Origin of the sequence: Streptomyces sp. NPDC002795 (genome assembly GCF_042888725.1) — a bacterium.
GTDB lineage: Bacteria > Actinomycetota > Actinomycetes > Streptomycetales > Streptomycetaceae > Streptomyces.
The window spans coordinates 105,825-127,361 of sequence record NZ_JBIAQB010000008.1; the positions used below are offsets into that span (position 1 = coordinate 105,825).

At 71.0% G+C, this 21,537-nt stretch carries 20 protein-coding genes; 6 read left to right on the forward strand and 14 right to left on the reverse strand.

Annotated elements, in window-relative coordinates:
• The first annotated feature begins 55 nt into the window (after positions 1-55).
• On the forward strand, positions 56-1,423 hold the full coding sequence (locus tag ACFYWS_RS24305; RefSeq protein WP_389280035.1) for an MFS transporter: 1,368 nt from the start codon (positions 56-58) through the stop codon (positions 1,421-1,423).
• Positions 1,424-1,450: 27 nt separating this feature from the next.
• Here ACFYWS_RS24305 and ACFYWS_RS24310 read toward each other — a convergent pair whose 3' ends face one another.
• The 4 genes from ACFYWS_RS24310 to ACFYWS_RS24325 form a co-directional block, all read right to left on the reverse strand.
• Positions 1,451-2,095 carry a response regulator gene (locus ACFYWS_RS24310; protein WP_389280037.1) on the reverse strand — a complete coding sequence of 215 codons (645 nt, stop codon included), beginning with the start codon at positions 2,093-2,095 and terminating at the stop codon, positions 1,451-1,453.
• A 4-nt stretch (positions 2,096-2,099) separates the two neighbouring features.
• The gene (locus tag ACFYWS_RS24315; RefSeq protein WP_389280039.1) at positions 2,100-3,485 is read right to left on the reverse strand and encodes a sensor histidine kinase; all 1,386 of its coding nucleotides are present in this window, start codon (positions 3,483-3,485) and stop codon (positions 2,100-2,102) included.
• 80 nt (positions 3,486-3,565) lie between these two features.
• Complete coding sequence (locus ACFYWS_RS24320) at positions 3,566-4,834, reverse strand: Clp protease N-terminal domain-containing protein (RefSeq protein WP_389280041.1); 1,269 nt, start codon at positions 4,832-4,834, stop codon at positions 3,566-3,568.
• Between the two features lie 107 nt (positions 4,835-4,941).
• A complete protein-coding gene (locus ACFYWS_RS24325; protein ID WP_389280042.1) occupies positions 4,942-5,541 on the reverse strand; it encodes a TetR family transcriptional regulator in 600 nt (199 codons plus the stop codon).
• Between the two features lie 95 nt (positions 5,542-5,636).
• Here ACFYWS_RS24325 and ACFYWS_RS24330 point away from each other — a divergent pair, with 95 nt between their 5' ends.
• Positions 5,637-6,680 (forward strand): NAD(P)-dependent alcohol dehydrogenase, encoded by a 1,044-nt coding sequence (locus ACFYWS_RS24330; RefSeq protein ID WP_389280044.1) that lies wholly within the window; start codon positions 5,637-5,639, stop codon positions 6,678-6,680.
• Between the two features lie 102 nt (positions 6,681-6,782).
• Positions 6,783-7,094, forward strand: a complete 312-nt coding sequence (locus tag ACFYWS_RS24335; RefSeq protein WP_389280046.1) for a hypothetical protein — start codon at positions 6,783-6,785, stop codon at positions 7,092-7,094.
• Between the two features lie 53 nt (positions 7,095-7,147).
• On the opposite strand, the gene ACFYWS_RS24340 is transcribed toward ACFYWS_RS24335, so the two are convergent.
• Positions 7,148-7,711, reverse strand: coding sequence for an NADPH-dependent FMN reductase (locus ACFYWS_RS24340; protein WP_389280048.1), 564 nt, complete (start codon positions 7,709-7,711; stop codon positions 7,148-7,150).
• 155 nt (positions 7,712-7,866) lie between these two features.
• On the opposite strand from ACFYWS_RS24340, the gene ACFYWS_RS24345 reads away from it, so the two are divergent.
• Positions 7,867-8,472: a TetR/AcrR family transcriptional regulator gene (locus ACFYWS_RS24345; protein WP_389280050.1), complete on the forward strand. Its 606-nt coding sequence runs from the start codon at positions 7,867-7,869 to the stop codon at positions 8,470-8,472.
• A 3-nt stretch (positions 8,473-8,475) separates the two neighbouring features.
• Here the strand turns inward: ACFYWS_RS24345 and ACFYWS_RS24350 are convergent, their stop codons facing one another.
• The 5 genes from ACFYWS_RS24350 to ACFYWS_RS24370 form a co-directional block, all read right to left on the reverse strand.
• On the reverse strand, positions 8,476-10,896 hold the full coding sequence (locus tag ACFYWS_RS24350; protein WP_389280052.1) for a helicase-associated domain-containing protein: 2,421 nt from the start codon (positions 10,894-10,896) through the stop codon (positions 8,476-8,478).
• 44 nt (positions 10,897-10,940) lie between these two features.
• On the reverse strand, positions 10,941-11,729 hold the full coding sequence (locus tag ACFYWS_RS24355) for a MerR family transcriptional regulator (protein WP_389280054.1): 789 nt from the start codon (positions 11,727-11,729) through the stop codon (positions 10,941-10,943).
• Positions 11,730-11,732: 3 nt separating this feature from the next.
• A complete protein-coding gene (locus ACFYWS_RS24360) occupies positions 11,733-12,905 on the reverse strand; it encodes a serine hydrolase domain-containing protein (protein WP_389280056.1) in 1,173 nt (390 codons plus the stop codon).
• Positions 12,906-13,008: 103 nt separating this feature from the next.
• Complete coding sequence (locus ACFYWS_RS24365) at positions 13,009-13,473, reverse strand: hypothetical protein (protein ID WP_389280058.1); 465 nt, start codon at positions 13,471-13,473, stop codon at positions 13,009-13,011.
• Between the two features lie 216 nt (positions 13,474-13,689).
• Positions 13,690-14,085, reverse strand: coding sequence for a DUF5994 family protein (locus ACFYWS_RS24370; protein ID WP_389280060.1), 396 nt, complete (start codon positions 14,083-14,085; stop codon positions 13,690-13,692).
• 349 nt (positions 14,086-14,434) lie between these two features.
• On the opposite strand from ACFYWS_RS24370, the gene ACFYWS_RS24375 reads away from it, so the two are divergent.
• Complete coding sequence (locus tag ACFYWS_RS24375) at positions 14,435-14,974, forward strand: DUF5994 family protein (protein WP_389280062.1); 540 nt, start codon at positions 14,435-14,437, stop codon at positions 14,972-14,974.
• A 234-nt stretch (positions 14,975-15,208) separates the two neighbouring features.
• On the opposite strand, the gene ACFYWS_RS24380 is transcribed toward ACFYWS_RS24375, so the two are convergent.
• From ACFYWS_RS24380 to ACFYWS_RS24395, 4 genes are all read right to left on the reverse strand, one after another.
• The gene (locus ACFYWS_RS24380) at positions 15,209-16,606 is read right to left on the reverse strand and encodes a GH1 family beta-glucosidase (RefSeq protein ID WP_389280064.1); all 1,398 of its coding nucleotides are present in this window, start codon (positions 16,604-16,606) and stop codon (positions 15,209-15,211) included.
• A 48-nt stretch (positions 16,607-16,654) separates the two neighbouring features.
• Positions 16,655-17,578 (reverse strand): carbohydrate ABC transporter permease, encoded by a 924-nt coding sequence (locus ACFYWS_RS24385; RefSeq protein ID WP_389280066.1) that lies wholly within the window; start codon positions 17,576-17,578, stop codon positions 16,655-16,657.
• 15 nt (positions 17,579-17,593) lie between these two features.
• A complete protein-coding gene (locus tag ACFYWS_RS24390) occupies positions 17,594-18,607 on the reverse strand; it encodes a carbohydrate ABC transporter permease (protein ID WP_389280068.1) in 1,014 nt (337 codons plus the stop codon).
• A gap of 138 nt (positions 18,608-18,745) precedes the next feature.
• The gene (locus ACFYWS_RS24395; protein WP_389280070.1) at positions 18,746-20,056 is read right to left on the reverse strand and encodes an extracellular solute-binding protein; all 1,311 of its coding nucleotides are present in this window, start codon (positions 20,054-20,056) and stop codon (positions 18,746-18,748) included.
• 388 nt (positions 20,057-20,444) lie between these two features.
• On the opposite strand from ACFYWS_RS24395, the gene ACFYWS_RS24400 reads away from it, so the two are divergent.
• Positions 20,445-21,530, forward strand: coding sequence for a LacI family DNA-binding transcriptional regulator (locus ACFYWS_RS24400; protein ID WP_389280072.1), 1,086 nt, complete (start codon positions 20,445-20,447; stop codon positions 21,528-21,530).
• Positions 21,531-21,537: the final 7 nt, after the last annotated feature.

Consider the following 21,537-nt stretch of genomic DNA (forward strand, 5'->3'; position numbering starts at 1 on the left):
GTGCTCGCCGGCCACGTGCCGCAACTCCCCTGCCGACAGGCCCAGAGGTAGAAATATGACCGAGCAGATATCAGCGACGGCGACCACGGGTTCGCCACCGCCGCAGCGCACCGGCGTCGTCCGCATCGCCATCGCCAGTGGTCTTGGCACGTCCCTGGAGTTCTACGACTTCGCCATCTACGGGACAGCGACCACGCTGGTCCTCACGGACACCTTCTTCAAGACCGACGACGCCTGGTTCGGCACCTTCCTCGGGCTCGCGACCTTCGCCATCGGCTTCCTGATGGCTCCGCTCGGCGCCGCCGGGTTCGGCTGGGTCGGCGACCGGTACGGCCGGCGCTTCGCGCTGCTGCTCACGTTCATCGGCATGGGCGCGGCGACCGTACTGATGGGTGTGCTGCCGACCTACGCGCAGATCGGTGTCGCGGCGCCGCTGCTCCTGGTCGTCCTGCGGATGGGACACGGCCTGTTCCGCGGCGGGGAGACCGGTGGCGCTGCCGCGCTGGCCATCGAGCACGCCCCTGATGAGAAACGGGCCCGTTACGGCGTGTTCGTCGCCCTCGGCTCGCCGTTCGGCACGATCATCGCCAATCTGGCGTTTGCCGCGGTGCTCTTCCTGCCGGACTCCAGCATCGAGTCCTGGGGCTGGCGACTGCCGTTCCTCGCCGGCGGCGTGGCCATCGTCATCGGCGTCTGGATCCGCCGGGGCGTCGCGGAGAGCCCGGTCTTCCAGCAGATGGTGCGCGAGGAGGGCGCGGCGCTCAAGGACCGGCGCCCGGTGGCCGATGTTTTCCGCTCCAACTGGCGGCGGGTGCTGCTGGCCGCGGGGGTCAACATCGGCCTGAACTCCTGCACGTTCGCGCTGGTCACCTTCATGATGTCCTACGCCACCTCGGCCGCGCCCGACGGTCTCGGGCTGCCGCGGCAGGCGGTGGTCAACGCCAGCACGCTGGGCCTGCTGGTCCACGCGGCCAGCAATGTCGTCGGGGCCTGGGCCTCGGACCGGTTCGGCCGGCGGCCGATCATGTTCGCCGGTGCGCTCTCGTCGCTGGTCGCGTCGCTGGTCATCTTCCCCGTCGCGGGAGCGGGCTCCATCGGCGCCTTCACCGTGGCGCTGATGCTCGGCTTCGCGACCACCGGTCTGCTCTTCGGCCCGATGTACACCTTCTTCACCGAGCTCTTCCCCCGCGACCAGCGGCAGTCCGGAATGGGCATCGCCTTCCACCTCGGGGCGGTCCTCGGCGGCGGAATCTCGCCGCTGATCGCGAACCGCATCGTCGCGGCCACCGGGAACGCGGTCAACGTCGGCTACTACCTCGCCGGAACCTGCGTCCTGTCCATCGTGTGCCTGATGGCCCTGCCGGAGACGGCACCCCGGGCGCTGCGCCGCTTGCAGCTGAAGCAGACCGGGGGCACGCCGTAGCGGGAGGGGGCAGAGGGCTGCCGGGTGTCAGCCGAGCAGGCCCGCCTCCTGTGCCAGCACCGCGGCCTGGACCCGGTTGGTGCAGTCGGTGCGGGTGAGGATGCTGCTGATGTGGGCCTTCACCGTGCCGGAGCTCAGGTGGAGTCGGGCGGCGATCTCGGCGTTGGAGAGGCCGGTGCCCAGCAGCCGCAGGATGTCCCGTTCGGCCGGTGTCAGGTCCGCGATGCGACCCGCCGCCGCGTCGCCGCTGTGGCCCAACCGGGTCCGGAAGTCGACGAGTTGGCGGGTGACCTGCGGGGCGAGGACGGGTTCTCCGGCGGCGGCGCGGCGTACGGCGTCGATGAGCGCGTGAGGGCCGGTGTCCTTGAGGAGGTAGCCGTGGGCCCCGGCGCGCAACGCGCTGGTGACGGTCGCTTCCTCGCCGAAGGCGGTCAGCATCACCACGCGGGTGCGGGGCGACTGCCGGGCGATCCGGGCGACGGCGGTGATGCCGTCCCCGGGCATGCGGATGTCGAGGAGGGCGACGTCGACGGTGTGGACGCGGCAGGCTTCGACGGCCTCATGGGCGTCCTGCGCCTCGGCCACCACGCGGATCTCGTCGTCGTGCTCCAGGACCAGCCGGATCCCGGTGCGCATCAACGCCTCGTCGTCGGCGATCAGGACTCGGATCATCGCCTCATTGTAGAACGGCCATGATCAACAGGGCGATGGCGCCCCCGATCGTCGGCAGCAGCACCAGCAGCGCCGCACAGCCGCCACCCAGGATGCGGGGCCACGTGAGCACTTCCGTGGACAGCGGGGGCCGGGAGCCCGCCCCGTCGGACAGCGGCTTCGACGAAGTGGCGTACACGGACCGCACGTTGGGCCGGACGGGGATCCGGGCGGAGAGGGCGAAGCCACCCTCGGGACGTGGTCCGGCATGCAGGACGCCCCCGAGCAGGCTGATCCTTTCGTGGAGGCCGACGAGCCCACTACGGTTCCCGTCGCCGGGTGAACGGGGCTTCGGCGGGGCGTCATTGACGACGGCGATCACCACCGTCTCCCCTTCGTCCTGGACCGTCACACGGACGCGCGCGCCGGGTGCGTGCTTCAGCGCATTGGTGAGTCCTTCACGGGTGACTCGGTGGACGGCCTGCCGGGAGCGGGCGTCGACCTCGGTCAACTCGCTTGCGTACCAGAGTAGTTCGGCGTCGGTCCCCGCGTTCCGGGAGTCCTCTACGAGGGCCGCGAGGGACTCGCGGGTTCCCCGCTCGCCGATGTCCTCACCGGACTGGTGGCGGAGGATGCCGAGGATGCCGCGCAGTTCGTCCATGGCCGTTCCTGCGGTCGTGTGCAGAAGTTCGGCCTGCGGGGCCAGCGGGGGTGCCTGTCGTTCGGCGGCGAGCTGAAGGGCCCCGGCGTGCACCGAGATGAGGCCGATGCGGTGGCCGAGCAGATCGTGCATCTCGGCGGCGATGCGCGTACGTTCCTCCATGCGGGCCGCCTCGTCGGTGAGGAAGCGGGCCTGTTCGAGGTAGGTGTTGCGCTCCCGCAGCAGCCCCTTCAGGGGACGGCGATGCCCGAGCACCCGGCCGGACAACGCGGGCAGCAGGACGAACAGCGCGGCGAGGCCGGCTCCGGTGACCAGGTACGGCAACGTCGGGAGCTCTTGGCGGGATTGGCCGGCGATCGCCAGGACCACGGAACCGGCGGCGCTCGCCCCGACCGCCGCCCAGGCACGCCGCGCGGAGGTGATGCGGCGCACGGCGGACCACACGACGCACGGCACGACCACCGTCGCCCATACGTTCTCCCCCGCGATCACCGGCATGCAGCCCAGCACCGCGAGGGTCGGGTACCTGCGCCGCGCGGGCACGAGCAGCGCCGCCCACACACCCACGAGGACCACCGGCACCGGGTGGGCCGGCGGGACCAGGGGAACCGGCACCAGCGAGCACACCAGGACCAGGCCGGCGACCACGGACTCGATCACGACCGTCCGCCGGGGCGCGGCGCGCACCGCGTTCCGGATCGCGGCGGCCTCGCGGCGTATCCGCGTCCACGGTCGCAGTACCGGGTTCATCGTTTCCTCCGTGCGGATTCCGTTGTCGACGGGTGATCGTGTCATACGCGTTGGCGGACCACCGCGGCCTCCACCGGGCCTCAGTGGGAGGCTGCCGCTCCTCCGGGCACCTGGAGGTCCGGCTCCGCCCGCAGCCCGTCGACGTCCACGCCGCTCTCGGTCAGCACACGCTCGATCTCCGCCGCGGACTCCGCGTCCGTCCCGGTCTTGTCCAGCAGCGCGGCCAGCAGATGGGTCGTGCCGACCGTGGGCGAGCCATGGTGGGAGGCGGTGAACTGGGTGACGTGCAGGAGCCGCCGTTCGAAGTCGGCGGAGCTGGGCACCTCCGCGGGTTCCCCCTGCTCGACCCCGGTGGTGGGAAGCAGCACCCGGGCGAGGGTGTCCTGCCGGGCACCGTGGCGGCGCAGGAGTTCCGCTCCCCGGTTCGCCCCCTGCAGTTTCTCGGGCAGCGCACGCTCCGCGACGCTCAACGACCGGTCGAGCGCGAGGATGCCCAGCAGCGTGTCGACGGCCCGCGTCTGCGAGTCCCCGCGCCGCACCGTCACCCGTGATGCCTCCGTGCGCACCGCGCCCACGACCGCGGAACCGAACCCGGCCCCGCCCCCGAAGACCCAGTAGGTGAACTTCCGGGTCAGCGGATTACCGCTCTTCCCGAACGTCCCCGCCTTGCGCAGGATCAACACCGCGGAGGGCTCCGGCACTTCGTCGCTCCCCCGCAGCGCATCGAGCGCGGCCGAGGCGGCCGGGACGTCCACCTTCTCCACCACCATGGCCTCGCGGGCACGCGTCTCGGGCAACTCGACCAGGGCACGCGCCACATGGCGGACCTGCACGGAAACGGCGCCCTCCTCCCGCGCCGCCTCCAGCGCCTTGCGCAGGCAGGACCGCAACGCGCCGGTCATGGGCGGGAGTTCGATGCTTTCCGGAACCCGCTCCCCCGCGCGCCCCTTCTCCTCCCCGTCCCTCTTCCTCTCCTTCTTCTCCTTCTTCTGGTTCGCCCGACGCAGCCGCTTGGCCTCCTCGTGCCGGGCCTCCCGCCACAGGGCGTCGATCTCCCGCTCGTCGTCCGGGCCTTCCGCCGCGCCGTCCCCCGCGTCGTCGCTGACCCACACGGACGTCCCCCGGGCCCCGATCGATCCGCCGAGCGAGCCGGAGGCCCGCATGCCGGGGGCGATCGCGGCACCCGCCGCCGAGTCACCCGACACGAGCGCGGCCAGCACACTCTCCGTACCGAGGTCCTCGCGTTCCTGCCTGGCCGCCGCGCGCATCGCCTCCAGCAGCAGCGTGAGGACGTCCCTCTCGAACTCGGTGGCCAGACCGGTGTCGCGGTCGGACGTTCGCTGATCCATCGTGGCTCCCTCTCCGTGGTGTCACCTGCTGAGAAGGAAGTTAGTGCCGCGTTCCCCGGCGCCGCGTCGGCCGACCGTCCAAGCTTCCGGTCCGATCGGCCGAGCCACTACGGGGCGACAGCGCGGCTCACGCAGTCGCGGAGTAGAGCGCGCCGCTGGTCGTGCACGCCGGCGGGCTCCTCGGCGGAGGCGGCGTAGACATTGCTCACCGGGGACCAGGCCATGGACATGGCGATGACCATGGCCAGCACGTCGAAGGGGTCCCCCTGGCGGATGCGTCCGGCGTCCTGGGCCTGCGCGATGGCCTGGAGTTTGTGGTCGTCGTAGTGGTCGTGGTCCGCCACGAGGTGCCCCGCCGGGCGCCGCTCCAGGCGCGCCCAGGTCGCGAGCCGGATCAGGTCGGGGCGGCTGAGGTACTCGTCGTAGAGGCGCACCGCCCAGTCGGCGAGGTCCGTGGCGTCGATGGAGACGACGTTGGTGATCCGCTCCAGTGAGGCGAAGAAGATCGCGTCGAAGAGCTGTTCCTTGTTGCCGAAGTAGCCATAGAGCTGCGCCTTGTTGGTGCGTGCGGCGGCGATGATCCGCTCGACGCGTGCACCGGCGATGCCGTACTGGGCGAATTCCTGGGTGGCGACGTCGACGATGCGCTGGTACGTCGCCGCTCCGCGGCTGCTGGATGGCTGGCTACTGGATGGCTGGTCGGGCATGCATCGCACCGTAACAGACAGACTCGTCTGTTTGCTTCTCGGCCCGTATCCACCTACGGTCAAACAGACCGAACAGTCTGTCTTAGGAGTTGGCGATGCGTTCCACAACCGGATGGCAGGCGGACAGCGTGACGCGGACCCTGCGCCGTACGGCGCTCGAGCGCCGGGACCTGCGCCCGGACGACATCGCGATACGGGTCGAGTACTGCGGTGTCTGCCACACGGACCTGCACGCGCTGCGGGCACACGAGAGCGGTGCGAACGGCGCGCTCGTGCCCGGGCACGAGTTCACCGGCGTGGTGACCGAGGCCGGGAGCGCGGTTGTCGACTTCTCGCCGGGCGACCCCGTGGCTGTCGGCAACATCGTCGACTCGTGCGGCGTGTGCCGCATGTGCCGGGCCGGCCAGGAGAACTTCTGCCGTGAGTTCCCGACGCTGACCTACGGCGGAGCCGACCGGCAGGACGGGTCGACCACCCTGGGCGGGTACTCCCGCGAGTACGTCGTGAGCGACCGGTTCGCCCACCGTCTCCCCGCGGGCCTCGACCCGGCGGCCACGGCCCCGCTGCTCTGCGCCGGAGTCACCGTCTGGGAACCGCTGCGGGCGCTCGGCGTGGGTCCAGGTACCACCGTGGCCGTGGCCGGTCTTGGCGGCCTGGGACACCTCGCGGTCAAGATGGCGACCGGGCTCGGCGCCACGACCTCCGTCATCAGCCGGACCCCGGACAAGGCCGACGAGGCACACACCCTGGGGGCGCGGGGATTCGTCGTGTCCACCGACCCGGAGCAGATGGAAGCGGTCCGCGACCGGTTCGATGTCGTCATCGACACCATCTCGGCTCCCCATGACCTGGCTCCGTACCTACGGGTGACCGCCATGGACGGCACCCTCGGCCACCTCGGCCACCTCGGACCGGTCACCGTGGACACGCTGGACCTGCTCATCGGCCGCAAGAAACTCAGCTCCGCGGGCAGCGGCGGCCGCCCGTCCACCGCCGCCATGCTGCGCTTCTGCGCCGACCACGGCATCACCGCCGACATCGAGCTGCTGCCGTCGTCCCAGGTGAACACCGCCCTCGCCCGCCTGGAGCGCAACGACGTCCGCTACCGGTTCGTGCTCGACATGTCCGACCTGGACTGACCGCGGCCACGCCGCGCGCGAGCCGAGCCGGAGTGCCGCTCAACGAAGGTTCTCCCCCGCCCAGTCCTCGAAGCGCGTCAGCGGTATGCCCAGCGCAAGGCGTTGCTGGAGTGGCTGGGCGAAGTGGTCGCCTACTGCGTCACCGCGCGCGGGCTGGCCGCGGCCCTCTCGTACGACGAGGCGCAGGACCCCGTACGGGGTAACTCCCGCGCGGCGACGCTGATCGAGGCGGGAGAGCCGCTGCTGCGGAGCGCCGCGCGGGAGGGCGCGGTGACGCCGAAGGGCACGGTCGAGGACCTGATCACCCTGGCCGTCGGCCTCGCCCTCGCCACGGAACACCACCCCGACCCCACCGCGCGCGCCAGCACGCTGCTCGGGCCGGCGGTGGCGGGGGTCAGCCCGGATCGGGCCTGACCTGCCGCGACGCGCGGGGGACCGGCAGACGGTCGGTCTCCGCCTCGACGAGGTCAGGCCGTCGCCCTCGCCGTGGAAGCGGTGTGCAGCAGCGCGACGATCTCCGTCAGCTGCGCCGCGACCTCGGCGTCCTCGACCGGGTGGGTTTCGGCGAAGCGGTTGTGGGAGCCGGGGATGGAGAGCTTGGCGTCCTCGATCACCGCGCCGCCCGCGACACCCACGGACTTGCGGACCTCGTCGTGCGCCCACACGCCGCCGAACCGGCCGAGCGAGGTACCGGCGACGGCGACGGGCCTGCCGCTGATGGCGCCGGCGCCGAACGGGCGGGACAGCCAGTCGATGGCGTTCTTCAGGACCGCCGGGATCGTGCCGTTGTACTCGGGGGAGAAGAGCAGCAGCGCGTCCGCCTTCGCGGTGGCCTCGCGCAGTGCGGTGGCGGCGGCCGGGGCGCCGCCTTCGACGTCGATGTCCTCGTTGTAGAAGGGGATCGCGGCCAGGTCGTCGAAGAGTTCGACCTCGACGCCTTCGGGGGCGAGCTGCACGGCGGCTTCGGCGAGGCGGCGGTTGTACGAACCGGCGCGGAGGCTGCCGACGAGCGCGAGGATACGAACAGACATGAGAACTCCAAGAGGATGCGATATCGCGGTTCTGCGGCCCCGGTCCCGGCGCGTACATCGGAGCACGAGCAGCTAACCGGACCAAGGTCCGTTTACTGTCTAGCAGACGAAACGGACCGCGGTCCATTTGTTCGTACGTGACTTACGCTGGGCACATGGCCAGCACCCTGCCCCACTCCCCGCCCGCGGACGACGGGCCGTTTCTGCGCGCCGACGCCGCCCGCAACCGCGCACGCCTCCTCGATGCCGCGGAACGCCTGGTGGCGGAGCACGGCGCGGGCGAGGTCACGATGGAAGCGGTGGCCGCGGCGGCGTCCGTGGGCAAGGGGACCGTCTTCCGTCGCTTCGGCGACCGCACCGGCCTGCTCCTGGCGCTCCTCGACCACTCCGCGAAGAAGCTGCAGGGCGACTTCTTGAGCGGCCCGCCGCCGCTCGGCCCCGGCGCACCGGCCGTGGAGCGGCTGCGGGCGTTCGGCGTGGCGGTGATCGACTGGTCGGTCGAGCAGCTGGACCTCATCCTGGCCTCGCACTCGGACTCCGTCCGCCGCCTGTCCCACCCCATTCGCCAGGTGTTCCTCGCGCACGTCACCGCCCTGCTCCGGGAGGTCGCGGTGGACACGGACTTCGAGCTCCACGCCCAGGCGCTCCTGGCCTACCTCGACCCGTCCCTCATCCACCATCTGACCGGTGAGTGCGAGATGCCCGTATCGCGGGTGAAGGCGGGCTGGACCGATCTGGTCGACCGCGTCACCCGGCCCTGACCGTCAGGAGGACAGAAGGGCCGCGGCCAGCGCATGCGCCGTGGCGGGTCCCTTGCCCCGGCCGTACGGGGCGTGGACTTCCGAGAGGGAGGGCATGGCGGCCGGGGAGCGTTCCTGCGGGGCGCGTTCCACGACGGTGGTACCCGTGGCGGCTTCCAGGACGGGGGCGTAGCCGGCCGCTCGCAGGGCGGCCAGGGTCGCCTCGGCGTCCGCCGCGGAGATGAGGACGGTGGGGGCGAGCGCGCGCAGGCCGAGCTTGGCGAGGGGACGGGCGGCGGCGATCTCGGCGGTGAGCGCGGGGTCGTCGCAGCGCAGGGCGCATGCGGAGCTGACGACGCGGATACGGCCGTGGACGCGGGCGGTGTCGGAGATGAGGTAGCTGAGTGGCTGTGGCAGCGCGGCCGAACCGTGCGAGGCGGCGGTGAGGCGGTCGGTCAGGGTGGCCGCGTCCCAGCCCGCGTCGAGCGCGCGGCGCACGGAGGCGGGGCCGATCCGCCACACCGTGGCATGCCCGTCGGACTCGCGGTCGGCGCAGGCGGCGAGAAGCTCGGCCAGTTCGGATGCGGCCGGTCCTGACACGGTGGCGGTGAGGTCGGCCTGGAAGCGGGCGGTGTGTTCGGGCGGCGGGAGCAGCCCGGCCAGTGTGCGTCCCAACTCCCCTACGGCGTCCGCCAGTACGGGGTGGTCACCGATGTCGGCTCCGGCGCCGGGGACGGCCGGGAAGTGCCGGGCCGCGCCCGCGTCGAGGAGGGCGAGGACGGCGCGCCCGGCGGCGGTGAGGGTGTGGTGGGCGGTGAGGCCGAGGAGTTCGGCCTCACCCAGGACGGCTCGCGCGCGGTCCTCCGCGTCAGGGATCGACAGGCAGGCCGGGCGATACCAGGACGCCCGGACGACGAGGTCGGTGAGGGTGTCGCCGTCGAGGGTCGGCGCATGGACGGACCGGCCTGCGGGGGCGGTTCCGGGTGCCTCGCCCTCGGGCAGGGAGCCGAGGGCGGCGAGCAGGCCGTGGCGCAGATCGACGGCGTACGGGTCGTCGGGGGCGATCAGTGCGACGGCGGTGTCGCCGGAGGCCTCGGGCCAGTACGTGAAGATCTCCGGGACCACCACCCACGCGGCGACCAGCGGCAGCAGCCGGGCGGCCGGGTCCGCTCCGGACCACTGGTCCCAGGCGGGCGTGGGCAGCAGCCGTACCGGTTCGGCCGGGGGCGCGGCGGCTCGGCGGGAACGGCCACGCCCTGTGGGCGTCTTGCTGCTCCCCTCGGGCTCACTCGGGCCGATCAGCGCGGCGTTCGCCGCGAGGTCGATCCACAGGCGGGCCTCGCTCTCGTCGAGGCCGGCCGCCTTCGCGAGACGACGGGTGTCGCGCACGGCGACGCCGCCGCTCTTGCGGATCGCGACCGGCTCGGCGGCCAGGGCGCGCAGCAGCCGTTCGGCCCGGTCGGCGGCGGCCGCCGCGGCGGACCGGGCCTGACCTTCGAGGGTCTGTGGGGCGAGCGGCACGGTGGCCACCGGCTGCGGGGCGTGGGGCAGGGCCCGGTGGGGGCCGGCCTCGCGCAGCACGCGGGCGACCTCGTACGGCAGCTCGGCGAGGTCGGTTCCGACGGGGACCAGCATGCCGCGCTCGGCGAGCCAGTCGGTGCCGGGGTCGCCGGAGCCCTGCTCGCGGAAGTGGAACTTGGCGTGGGAGCCGGCGTAATAGCCGTACTCGGAGACGAAGCAGTGTGTGGCGAGCAGCGGTGGTCCCGGGACCAGGTCGGCCAGGAGGTCGTGGGCGTCGGCGGGAGCGTCGGCGACCAGGGCGCGGACCCGTTCGGCGTCGGAGAGCGTCGCGACGATCGCGTGCTGGGCGGCGTCGCGGGTGCGCTCCGCGGGCAGGCCGAGCCCTGTGGCGATGCGGTGGATCTCGGCGGCCTTGAAGGCGTCGGTGAGCAGCGGGCCGACGGGGCCGCCGTAGCCCTGGAGTTCGGCGGACCTGCCGTGGAGAACGCTCGGTACGGTCAGCCGGTCGCCATGCGGTGGCAGCAGCAGGGCCCGGTCGGCGAGCCGGTCGAGGGCGACCTCGGCGACGGCTCGCCGCCGGGCGGCCTCCTCACCTTCCTCGCTGCCGCCTCCCGCGATCCTGTCGAGGAGTTCCGTACGGTCCACGGCCCGGTTCTCGGGTTCGAGGCCCTCCGGAGCGGGCTCCACCGGCTCGTGGGACTCGGCGGCGTACGCGGCGATCTCGGCGAGTACGACGAGTTCGGGCAGGGTGACGCGGTCGAGGGCCCGGCTGACCGAGCCCGGGCCGAGCAACTGACGGGCCAGCACCGCGAACCCGGACACCGGGGCGCCGGAGGCCGGCAGGTCCCGCTCCTCCAGAAGGCGCGTCAACGCGGTACGGGAGAGGGTCTTCAGCCAGGCGGCAAGGGTGTCTTCACTGGTCACGGCCGACAACCTAACGGGCGCGCGAGCCGCGACGCCAACGCCTCTCACCGCCCTGAACCCGGCCCGGGGATACGGACGCCGGCGGCGCGGAGCTTGGCCTCGACGAGTGCGGTGAGCCGGGCCGTGCCCGGCGCCTGGTCCTCGCCGTGGCGGGCGATCAGCTTGTACCGGGTCGAGGCCTCGGTCCGGGCCTGGAGCCCTGTCACGATCTTCAGTTGGGCGGGACTGGCGAGGTAGTGGTCGGCCATCTCGGTGGCGAGTTCGGCGATGCGGGGGTCGTCGGCGCCCCAACTCACGGATTCCGCGGCGCGTTTGCTCAGGGCGAGGAAGCGGGAGTCCTCCAGAGCGTGCTCGACATCGGCGAGGTAGTCGTCGAAGCCATCGGGGACCAGGGCCTTGGCGAGCACCAGACCGTCCCGGGCGGCTTCCACCTCCTCCGGGGTGAACCCCAGTTCCGCCAGGCGCTCCAGGAGCAGCACGGCGCGGTCGGGCAGCAACGCCCGGTTGCCGTCGGCCAGGCGGTGCAGTGTGTCGCGCCGGGTGGTCAATTCCGCGATGCGTTGGGTGAGTTGCTGCTCCACGTCGTCGAGTGCGGCCGCGAACCGTACGGCGTCGGCATCGAGCAGCGCGCCGACCTCGGCCAGCGGCACTCCGGCGGTGGCCAGCGTACGGACCTGAACCAGCCGCAGCAGGTCGGCCGATCTGTAACGCCGGTAACCGGAGGTGTCGCGTTCCGGCTCCTCGGCCAGGCCGAGCTTGTGGTAGTGCCGCACCGTCTTCACTGTGACACCGACGAACACCGCCGCCTGCCCGATCGTGACCCCGTTCGCCATCTCTCAGGCGCCCTGGCTCGGACGGCCGGCCGGTCCCGGGCCGGTGCTCCTGCCGACGAACACCTCGTCGACCAGCCGCTGCGTCGCCTGCTGGAAGGCCAGGGCCGCGGAAAGATCGGCGTCGTCCGCGTAGTTCAGGGCGGCGGTCAGGGTCGTGCTGCCGTCGGGCGTGCTGTACATCAATGCCGCGTGACCGGCGGCGCCTCCGTTGTGGGTGATGACCGTGCCACCGTCGCCCGTGTCCTGCACGAACACACCCAGGCCGTAGCCCATGCCCGGAGCGGGCGTCGGGCGCGGTGTGCACATCTCGGCCAGCAGATGGGCGGGCAGCAGCTTGCCGCTCACCAGCGCGGAGATGAACGTGTGCAGGTCCCGCGTGGTCGACACCATGTCGCCACCGCTGGAGATCCAGGAGGGATTCTGGCTGGTGACGTCGACCGTTTTCACCTCGCCCGCCTCCTCGTACCGGTAGTAGCCGTGCGCATGCGGCTCCGCGATCTCCGTCCCGGTCGTCGGTGCCTCTGTGCCCGAGAGTCCGAGCGGCCCCAGGATCAGCCGCTGCATCTCCTCGGCGACCGGGCGGCCTGACACGCGCTCGATCACCAGCCTGGCCAGCACGTAGTTGGTGTTGGAGTAGCTCCAGTCCGCCCCCGGCTCGAACCGTGCCGGCTTCGACAGCGCCAGCCGTACGAGTTCCTCCGGTTGGTACGTCGCGAAGCGGTTCCCCACCCACTCCTTGCCTGCGGTGGTGGCGGGGATGCCCGGCACGACTGTGCCGTCCGGGTAGTACTCGCCGGTGAAGTTGAACACTCCGCTGGTGTGCTGCAACAGCATCCGGACCGTGATCCGCTGGTCGAGACCGAACTCGGGGAGGTAGTCGGCCACCGGGGTGTCGAGCCCGATACTGCCCTCGGCGACCAGTTGCAGGACGAGCGTCGCGGTGAACGTCTTGGTGTTGCTGCCGATCCGTACGTGGCCGTCCACCGACGGCTCGGCCGGCTCCCCCAGCTTGCTCACCCCTGCGCTGCCGACCCACTCGCCCCGCTCGTCGTGCACGCGCAGCGTGATCCCGATGAGGCCGGAGTCGACGATGTCCCGCAGCGCCTTGCGGAGTTCCGGGCGATCCTGGTCGGCCGCGTCGGGGCCGTCAGTGACGTTGCGTGTCATGTCAGACATGGTGATCGCTCCCGTGAGGTTCGTGAAGGTGTGGCGACACGCCGAGCTTGCACCCTGCCCCAAGGTCAACCTCAACTGTGATCTGGGCCACACCTCCCGTCGCTCACCGCCCGAGCAGCAGGGCGCAGCGCGGGTCCAACAGGGGTATCCCGTAAGGAGTTGCCGGTGTGTCCCGCCATCCCCAGGACCGCAGTGCCGCGAGGGCCCTCACGTCGGTGCGGTCGACCAGGGTGAGCCCGGTGGCGTGGCCGTGGTCGTCGAGCAGCCGCCGCTGCAACCGACGGGCCAGATTCCAGTCCCGGCCCTGGGACTGTTCCCGTACCCGACGCGGCACGACGATCTCCCTGATCTCCATCAGTCCCTCGCGCAGCGGGAATCCGTACGCGCACGCCGTCAGGGCCGTGTTCTCCGCGACCACCAGCGCGAACCCGGGACGCCGCATATCGGTCAGCAGGCGCTGCAGAAACGCCTGGCTCCGCCACACCTGTTCCGCGGGCCGAGCGACGGAGTGGGCCGCGTACAGCTCACCCAGCTCCTGGAGATGGTCGGCGATCTGGCTCCTGGACAACGGGCGGACCCGCTCCGCTTCCCAGGGCGAAGGACACTGGTGGCCGAGCCGTGCATGCGACTGCGCATCGGCCGGTCGGAACGCACGCTCTGCCATAGGGCGAACCCTGTCCCGGACACCGTCGAAGCGGGCCCAGTGTCTTCGATCGCCGAGAACGGCAGGGGCGCCTGGCCGATGCACGGGGAACCCTCGGTCCCCCCAACCGTACTCCGGCGGTTACTGCGCCCCTCCCGCCGCACGGGCCATGATCGGCTCCGCGGCCTCCTCGGCCGTCTCCGGAGGTACGACGAGCAGGTCCCAGCGCCCGCGCCCGGGGGCGAGGAGGACGACGGTGTCCGCGGTGGCCGTCGGGTTTCTGCGCAGGCGGACGACTTCACCGGCGACGAACATCCGGCCAGGCGCCGGTGACCACACCGTGCCGTTGAACATGACGCTGGCGACATGCCCCCACGTGCGGGGCAACCCGGCGAGCAGCGAGGGCAGTTCGGCCGGAAGGTCGTACGAGCGCGGCCACCACGCCCCGTCGATGGCCCGGGGCCCGCCGGCGTGGAGCGCCAGGCGAAGGCGCAGCAGCGGCTGGGAGGGAAGGGGTGGGTGCATTGCGAGGGTCATGAGACGCGGCTCCTGCCGACTGCCTTGCACGGACGGGTGGTTGACGGCGGTCGTCAGTCGCGAGGGCGCGGCGACATGGCCGGGCACCGACATACGAACATCCTCGCTTCCTTCACCGTACTCCCGCCCGCCAAAAATCGGCCCGGACGGACTCTGGACGGAGAGGACGGAGAGGACGGAGAGGACGAGGAGGGCACGGACAGTGACGAGCCTGTCACCGCGCTCGCCCGCAGGAGTACGCTGGAGAGACCAAGGGCATTTCGCACTCCGGCATCCACGCGGGTCTCGTCCTCGGCGAGCAACGGCATCGGGGACGACCGTGACGTCGCCCCGAAGACGGGTCCGCATCATGACCGGGACCACCACGCCCACGCATGCCACCCTCACTCCCCGTTTCGCTCTGTCCCCGACGGGCGGCGGCCTCCTCGACGGAGCCTGGTGGCCCCGTTCGCGCGATCTGACCGCAGAGCTCCCTGCCCTGGCGGACGTACTCGCCCCGCTGTGGGGTCGCGTGACTCGCGTCGCCGTCAATCCGATGCTCTGGCCCGTCGTCCCTCGCAAGGTGACCGTCGGTGACCGGGTCCTCAAGATCGGCTGGTTCACCCCTGACCTCGACCCGCACACCATGCTGTTGCTGTCCCTCGGGAACGGTCGCCGGGACCTCCTGGTGATCCCGCCCGAGACGAGCGAGGCGAGCGCCGCGCGGCTCATGGCCGCGGCCTGTGACCCGGACGGGCCCCCGCTGACGGCCACCGATCTCATGGCCGCCGAGATCACGGGCCACGGCGACGTCGCCGTGGTCGACCGGCCGCAGAGTGCGGAGGAGGCGTGGGAGTACGAAGGCGGCGCGACCTCCACCCACACCGTTCGCCTCGCCGTGAGCCGGTGATCGCCATGGACGCCACACTCACCGCGGGCGCGGTCCTGGTGCTGATCACCGTCGTCGCGTATGTCATCCACCGTCTGAACGCGCAGTCGACCGAGAGGAACGTCTTGCGCACCTACAGCCGCACCGATAACGCTCCTCCCCCAGGCCCTCTCCCAGCGCCTCTCCCACCCGATCCCACCGACCGCCCCCGCCGAGCGGCACGACCATCGTGACGGGGGCCGCCGACGGTCCCCGTCACGCCGGCAACGTGCCCGTCGCCGCCACCTTCGCGTACCAGTGCGCGCTGGCCTTGGGGGTGCGGGTGCCGGTCGGGTAGTCGACGTGGACCATGCCGAAGCGCTTGCTGTAGCCGTAGCCCCACTCGAAGTTGTCAAGGAGGGACCACAGGAAGTAGCCGCGGATGTCCGCGCCGGCGGACATCGCGCGGTGCACGGCGGCCAGGTGGTCGCGGACGTAGGCGATGCGTTCCGGGTCGTGGACGTTGCCCTCGGGGTCCGCGTAGTCGTGGAAGGCGGCGCCGTTCTCGGTGATGGCCAGGGGCAGGCCGGGGTGCTCGGCGCCCAGGCGCAGCAGGAGTTCTTCGAGGCCCGAGGCGTCGATCGTCCAGCCCATCGCGGTCCTGTCACCGGGCGTGGGGTGGAAGGCGACGCGGTCGGCGCCCACCCAGGGGCTGTGCGTACTGGCGCCGTGGCCGTCGCTGCCGTGCGCCGGGTCGCCCTCGGAGACCAGGGTCGGCGAGTAGTAGTTGACGCCCAGGAAGTCCAGCGGCTGGTGGATCTCGGCGAGGTCGCCGTCCTGGACGAAGGACCAGTCGGTCAGCGGCGCGGTGTCCTTCAGCAGGTCCTCGGGGTACTCGCCGCGCAGCATCGGGCCGGTGAAGACCCGGTTGGCGAGCGCGTCGATGCGCCTGGCGGCGTCCGTGTCACCGTCCGCGCCGGTCAGCGGGCGCACGTGATGCACGTTGAGTGTCACCGACACCTCGGCGGACGGGCGCAGCCCCGAGCGAAGTGCCTGAACGGCCAGGCCGTGGCCCAGGTTGAGGTGGTGCGCGGCGCGCAGTGCGGCGACCGGCTCGGTGCGGCCGGGGGCGTGCACGCCGGACGCGTAACCGAGGAAGGCGCTGCACCAGGGCTCGTTGAGGGTGGTCCAGGTGTCGATGTGGTCGCCCAGGCCGTCGGCGGCGAGCGCCGCGTACTCGGCGAACCGCTCGGCGGTCTCGCGGGCCGGCCAGCCGCCCAGGTCCTCCAACTCCTGTGGCAGGTCCCAGTGGTAGAGCGTGGCGACCGGCTTGATGCCCTTCTCGCGCAGCGCGTCGGCCAGGCGCCGGTAGAAGTCGAGGCCCTTCTGCAGGGCCGGGCCGCGGCCGGTCGGCTGGATGCGCGGCCAGGCGAGCGAGAAGCGGTACGCCTTGACACCCAGGTCGGCCATGATGTCGACGTCCTCGGCCCACCGGTGGTAGTGGTCGCAGGCGATGTCGCCGGTGTCACCGTTCAGGACCTTGCCGGGCGTACGCGCGTAGGTGTCCCAGATGGACGGTGTGCGGCCGTCCTCCTGGGCGGCTCCCTCGATCTGGTACGAGGCGGTCGCCGTGCCCCACAGGAAGTCGGCGGGGAACGTGAGCGCGGGTGACATGAGGGAACCTCCGGGAGGGAACAGGTGGGTGGCGGGCGGGAGTTGGGCTCAGCCCTTGACGGCGCCCTGCATGATGCCGCCGACGATCTGCCGGCCGAAGACGACGAACATCGCGAGCAGCGGCAGCGTGCCGAGCAGCGCGCCCGCCATGATCAGGGACTGGTCGCGGACATAGCCGGCGCTCAGCTGCGTGAGCGCCACGGGCACGGTCGGGTTGGTCATGTCCAGGGCGATGAACGGCCAGAAGAAGTCGTTCCAGGCGTGGACGAACGTGATCATGAAGATCACGGCCATGGGGGCACGGGCGATCGGGAGCACGATGGACCAGAAGATCCGCAGCGAGTGCGCGCCGTCGACCCGGCCGGCCTCGACGAGCTCGTCGGGCAGCGCCTCGGCGAAGTACTGGCGCATGAAGAACACGCCGACCGCGCTGACCAGCGTAGGGAAGATGACCGACGGCAGCTGCTGACCCCAGCCGAGGTCGCTCATCATCATGAACAGCGGAACCACGCCCAGTTGGGGCGGCACCATCATGGTTCCGATGACGACCATCAGCAGCGCGTTGCGGCCCTTGAAGCGGAGCTTGGCGAAGGCGAATCCGGCCAGGGTCGCGAAGAGCACGGTGGACAGCGAGATGGCGCCGGCGACGATCAGCGAGTTCATCATCGCCTTGCCCATGGCGGCCTCGGTCCAGGCCCGGGACAGGTTGCTGAAGAGGTGCGGTCCCGGCAGGAACGGCGGCGGGGTCCGCGAGATCCGGGCGCTGTCGGAGGAGGCCGCGACCAGCGTCCAGTAGAGCGGGAAGAGCGAGACCAGGGCGGTCAGGCCGAGCAGTACGTAGGCGACGGGTCCCGCGTGGTGCTGTTTGCCCGCGCCCTGCCTCATCAGGCGCCCGCGGCGGGCGGGGGCCGAGCGTTCGACGGTGCGGCGGCCTCCGGCGCCGGTGCGGACCGGAGCGGTGTCGGTGGTCATGGCGTGACTCCCCGGTCAGTGCGTGCGGTTGCGCAGGCGCGAGATGACGCGCTGCAGGACGAAGACGAGGACGAGCAGCAGGAACATCGCCCAGGCCACGGTGGCCGCGCGGCCCATCTGGTAGTTCTTCCAGCCCTCTTCGTAGAGCAGCAGGCCGAGGGTCTGGTACTGGTTGTTGGTGCCACCGGTGATGCCGTTGGGGCCCTGGCCGAAGATCAGTGGTTCGCCGAAGAGCTGGGTGGCGCCGATCGTCGAGAGGACGATGGTGAAGACGATCGTCGCCTTGATGCCGGGGACCGTGACGGTGCGGAACTGCTGCCAGCGGTTGGCGCCGTCGATGGCGGCGGCCTCATAGCGCTCCAGTGGCACGGCCTGCATGGCGGCCAGGTAGAGCAGGGCGTTGTAGCCGGTCCACCGCCAGATCACGATCGCGGAGATGGCGGTCTGGGAGGCCCCTGTGGAGTTCTCCCAGTCGACCGGGTCGATGCCCACCAGCCCGAGGCCCCAGTTGATCATGCCGAAGTCGCGCTGGAAGAGCATCGTGAACACGAGCGCCGCGGCGCCGACCGAGGTGGCGTACGGGGTGATGGCGGCGACACGGAAGAAGGTCGAGCCACGCATCCGGTAGTTGAGCAGATGGGCCAGACCCAGGGCCATGAGCAGCTGCGGGACCGTGGAGATCACGCCGATGGTGATGGTGTTGCGCAGCGCGTTCCAGAACCGCTCGTCGGCGATCAGCGCGGTGTAGTTGTCCAGTCCCCGCCATGACATGACATCGAACGTGGACAGCTCGACCTGGTGGAAGGAGATCCAGGCCGTGTAGATCAGCGGGTAGAAGCTGAACGCCGCGAAGACGATGAAGAAGGGGGCGATGAACGCGTACGGTGCGCCCTTCACGTCGAGGCGGTGCAGCAGCGGAATCTTCGAACGGGACTTGTTGGAACGGGACTTGTTCGCACGGGACTTGTTGAGACCGTCCGGATCCGGATCCGGTTTCACGGGCGGGCCGAGCTGGGTGGAGGCGGCCACCGGGGTCCTTCCGTCGGGAGGGCGGGCAGGCAGGCAGACAGACAGCGAACAGGCAGACCGGGGTGGGTGACGCGGGGCGGAGGCCGGGGGCGGCCGGACGATCTGGCCGCCCCACTCAGCGCCGTACGCGTGTCCGCGTCAGCCGACGGCCTTCTTGATCCGCTCGTCGGTCGTCTTCCATGCCTGGGCCGGGGACTTGCCGTTCTCGACCAGCTGGAGGCCCTGCTGGAAGTTGTCCTTGATGGTGCCGTCCTTGCGGCCGAGGACCTGCTCGGCGGGCACCTCGTTGGCCGCCGCTCCGAAGATCCGGCCGGTCGGTGCGCCGGAGAAGTACTCCGACTTGGCGTCCTTCACCTTCGGGTCCGCGAGTGCGGTCTTGGAGGACGGGAAGTTGCCGAGCTTCTCGAAGAGGTAGGCCTGCTGCTCAGGGGCGGTCAGCCACGCCACGAGCTTCTTGGCCTCGTCCTTCACCGGGCTCTTTTCTGTGACCCCGAGGAAGGAGCCGCCCCAGTTGGCGCCCTTGGGGGCCTTGGCGACGTCCCACTTGCCCTTGTTGGCCTCCCCTGCCTTGTCGGTGATGTGCGCGAGCATCCAGGCCGGGCAGACGGTGGTGGCGAAGGTGCCGTTGGCGAGCCCCGGGTCCCAACCGGGCTGGAACTGGGGCAACTTGGCGGTCAGGTCCTTCTGGGCGGCCTCGGTCGACAGATTCCAGGCCTCCTTGATCGCCGGGTTGGTCTTGTAGATCAACTGTCCGGACTTGTCGTAGAACTGCTCGGAGTTGCCGTAGACCATGGCGTTGAACAGGCCGGAGGCCGAGTCCAGATACGAGACCTTCTTGTCCTTGTTGCCCTTGGCGAACTTCTCACCGGTCTCGACGTACTTGTTCCAGTCACCCGCCCACAGCTCGCCGACCTTCTCGCGGTCGGTGGGCAGTCCGGCCTGCTCGAACAGGTCCTTGCGGTAACAGACCGCCATCGGTCCCGTGTCCGTGCCGAGGCCCAGGACCTTGCCGTCCTTCGTGGTGATCTGTCCCTGCTTCCACGGCTGGAAGTGCTTGATGCCCCTGGTTTTGGCGAAGTCCGTGAACTTGTCGGCCTGCGTCTCGGTGATCTCCTTCGCCCGCGCCACCTCGATGCCCTGGATGTCCTTGAGCCCGGAGCCGCTGGCGAGGTGGGTCTGGAGGGCGGTGTAGTACGTCTGCTCGTCGCCGGCCGCCTCGGCCTTGACGGTGACGTTCGGGTTCTCCTTCTCGTACTTCTCGATCAGCCCGGTCTCCTTGAAGCCCATCACGCCGTACAGGCCCATGGTGATGGTGACCTTGCCGTCCTTGACACCGCCGCCGGTGGCGGCCCCGCCACCTCCGCCGCAGCCCGCGAGCAGGGCGCCCGCCGCCGTGCAGGCCAGCACAGCTGTGACTTTTGTACGCAGTTTCCGCTCGACCTTGAGCATGAACGTCCTCCCTGAGACGGCGCCGACGCACCGGTGGCACGAGTCGGCCCGAAGCCCGGCCGCCCGCGGCAGGCACCATCAAGTTCCCAGCTCAGAGCGGGTTTTCCGGAGGTCGGCGAACAAGGTTCGCGGTCTCTGGAGAGCCTGCTGAAGAGTTGGTGGGAACGTGCCCACTGAGTTGCTGGAAGACTGGCGGCCGACAACTCCCGTGTCAAGAAGTCGAATCCAGCTCGTTTCCACCTCGTTATCGACGGACGCTTCCGGAAAGGGGTCACCGAGCGGGCGGAATCGGGGCGGCAACTGGCAGAATGCGCAGGCCGGGAGGGGGCCGGGCGGGTCGGAAGACTCAACAGGGCCGCCCTGAAGGGGAATTGGAGGATCCGGAACGATGAGTGGCGACACCACACGAGAAGCGACGGGCCGCGAGCGGGGCGAGGGCCCGGACCCCGAACCGGGCAGGGCGCCCGGACCCCGGCCGACCATCAAGACCGTGGCGGCGCGGGCGGGTGTCGGGCGCACCACCGTGTCCCGCGTGGTGAACGGCTCGGAGCTGGTCAGCGAGAAGGCGCGGGAGGCCGTGCTCAGCGCCATCGCGGAGCTGGGCTACGTTCCCAATTCGGTCGCTCGTGGCCTGGTCACCAGCCGGACCAACGCGGTCGCCCTGGTCATCCCCGAGTCCGAGAGCCGGCTCGGCTCCGAGCCCTACTTCTCGGCCGTGATCCGCGGGGTGAGCGCCGCGCTCGCCGACACGCACACCCAGCTCCAGCTGACGCTCGTCCGTGACCAGGCGGAACGTGACCAGCTCACCCAGTCCGTCGCCGAACGCCGGGTCGACGGCGTGCTGTTGGTCTCGGTGCACGAACACGACGTCCTGCCGGGCCTGTTGGAGTCGGCCGGCCTGCCGACGGTCCTCGCGGGCCGCCGCCGCGAGGACGACCCGCTCAGTTACGTCTGCGCCGACAACCGGGGCGGGGCGGCCACCGCCGTCCGCCATCTCCTGGACCGCGGCCGGCGCCGTATCGCCACGGTCGCGGGCCCGCAGGACATGGAGGTCGGCCGCAGCCGGCTGCGCGGGTACCGGGAAGCGCTCGTCGAGGCGGGCATCCCGGACGAGGAACACCTGGTCGCGGTCGGGGACTTCACCGAGGAGGGGGCCCGCGTCGCGATGCGTTCGCTACTTGAACGCACCCCGGACCTGGACGCGGTGTTCGCCGCCTCCGACCTGATGGCCGCGGGCGTTCTCCTCGAACTGCGCGCCCAGGGGCTCCGCGTGCCGGAGGACGTCTCGGTCGTCGGATTCGAGGACTCCTACCTCGCCCGCCACACCAACCCGCCGCTCACGACGGTCCGCCAACCCACGGAGGAGATCGGCGGCACGATCGCGCGCACCCTCCTGCGCGAGATCGGGAACCCGGCCGTTGTTCGCACCCGGCTCGTGCTCGACACGGAGTTGGTGGTGCGGGAGTCTTCGTGACTTCGGT

Excerpts from the sequence above, each read along its gene's own strand:
- ACFYWS_RS24310 (WP_389280037.1), bottom strand. The coding sequence starts at position 2,095 with ATGATCCGAGTCCTGATCGCCGACGACGAGGCGTTGATGCGCACCGGG.
- ACFYWS_RS24340 (WP_389280048.1), bottom strand. The coding sequence starts at position 7,711 with ATGTCTGTTCGTATCCTCGCGCTCGTCGGCAGCCTCCGCGCCGGTTCG.
- ACFYWS_RS24380 (WP_389280064.1), bottom strand. The coding sequence starts at position 16,606 with ATGTCACCCGCGCTCACGTTCCCCGCCGACTTCCTGTGGGGCACGGCG.
- ACFYWS_RS24320 (WP_389280041.1), bottom strand. The coding sequence starts at position 4,834 with ATGGATCAGCGAACGTCCGACCGCGACACCGGTCTGGCCACCGAGTTC.
- ACFYWS_RS24330 (WP_389280044.1), top strand. The coding sequence starts at position 5,637 with ATGCGTTCCACAACCGGATGGCAGGCGGACAGCGTGACGCGGACCCTG.
- ACFYWS_RS24315 (WP_389280039.1), bottom strand. The coding sequence starts at position 3,485 with ATGAACCCGGTACTGCGACCGTGGACGCGGATACGCCGCGAGGCCGCC.
- ACFYWS_RS24400 (WP_389280072.1), top strand. The coding sequence starts at position 20,445 with ATGAGTGGCGACACCACACGAGAAGCGACGGGCCGCGAGCGGGGCGAG.
- ACFYWS_RS24375 (WP_389280062.1), top strand. The coding sequence starts at position 14,435 with ATGACCGGGACCACCACGCCCACGCATGCCACCCTCACTCCCCGTTTC.
- ACFYWS_RS24385 (WP_389280066.1), bottom strand. The coding sequence starts at position 17,578 with ATGACCACCGACACCGCTCCGGTCCGCACCGGCGCCGGAGGCCGCCGC.
- ACFYWS_RS24395 (WP_389280070.1), bottom strand. The coding sequence starts at position 20,056 with ATGCTCAAGGTCGAGCGGAAACTGCGTACAAAAGTCACAGCTGTGCTG.
- ACFYWS_RS24370 (WP_389280060.1), bottom strand. The coding sequence starts at position 14,085 with ATGACCCTCGCAATGCACCCACCCCTTCCCTCCCAGCCGCTGCTGCGC.
- ACFYWS_RS24345 (WP_389280050.1), top strand. The coding sequence starts at position 7,867 with ATGGCCAGCACCCTGCCCCACTCCCCGCCCGCGGACGACGGGCCGTTT.
- ACFYWS_RS24325 (WP_389280042.1), bottom strand. The coding sequence starts at position 5,541 with ATGCCCGACCAGCCATCCAGTAGCCAGCCATCCAGCAGCCGCGGAGCG.
- ACFYWS_RS24355 (WP_389280054.1), bottom strand. The coding sequence starts at position 11,729 with ATGGCGAACGGGGTCACGATCGGGCAGGCGGCGGTGTTCGTCGGTGTC.
- ACFYWS_RS24305 (WP_389280035.1), top strand. The coding sequence starts at position 56 with ATGACCGAGCAGATATCAGCGACGGCGACCACGGGTTCGCCACCGCCG.
- ACFYWS_RS24360 (WP_389280056.1), bottom strand. The coding sequence starts at position 12,905 with ATGTCTGACATGACACGCAACGTCACTGACGGCCCCGACGCGGCCGAC.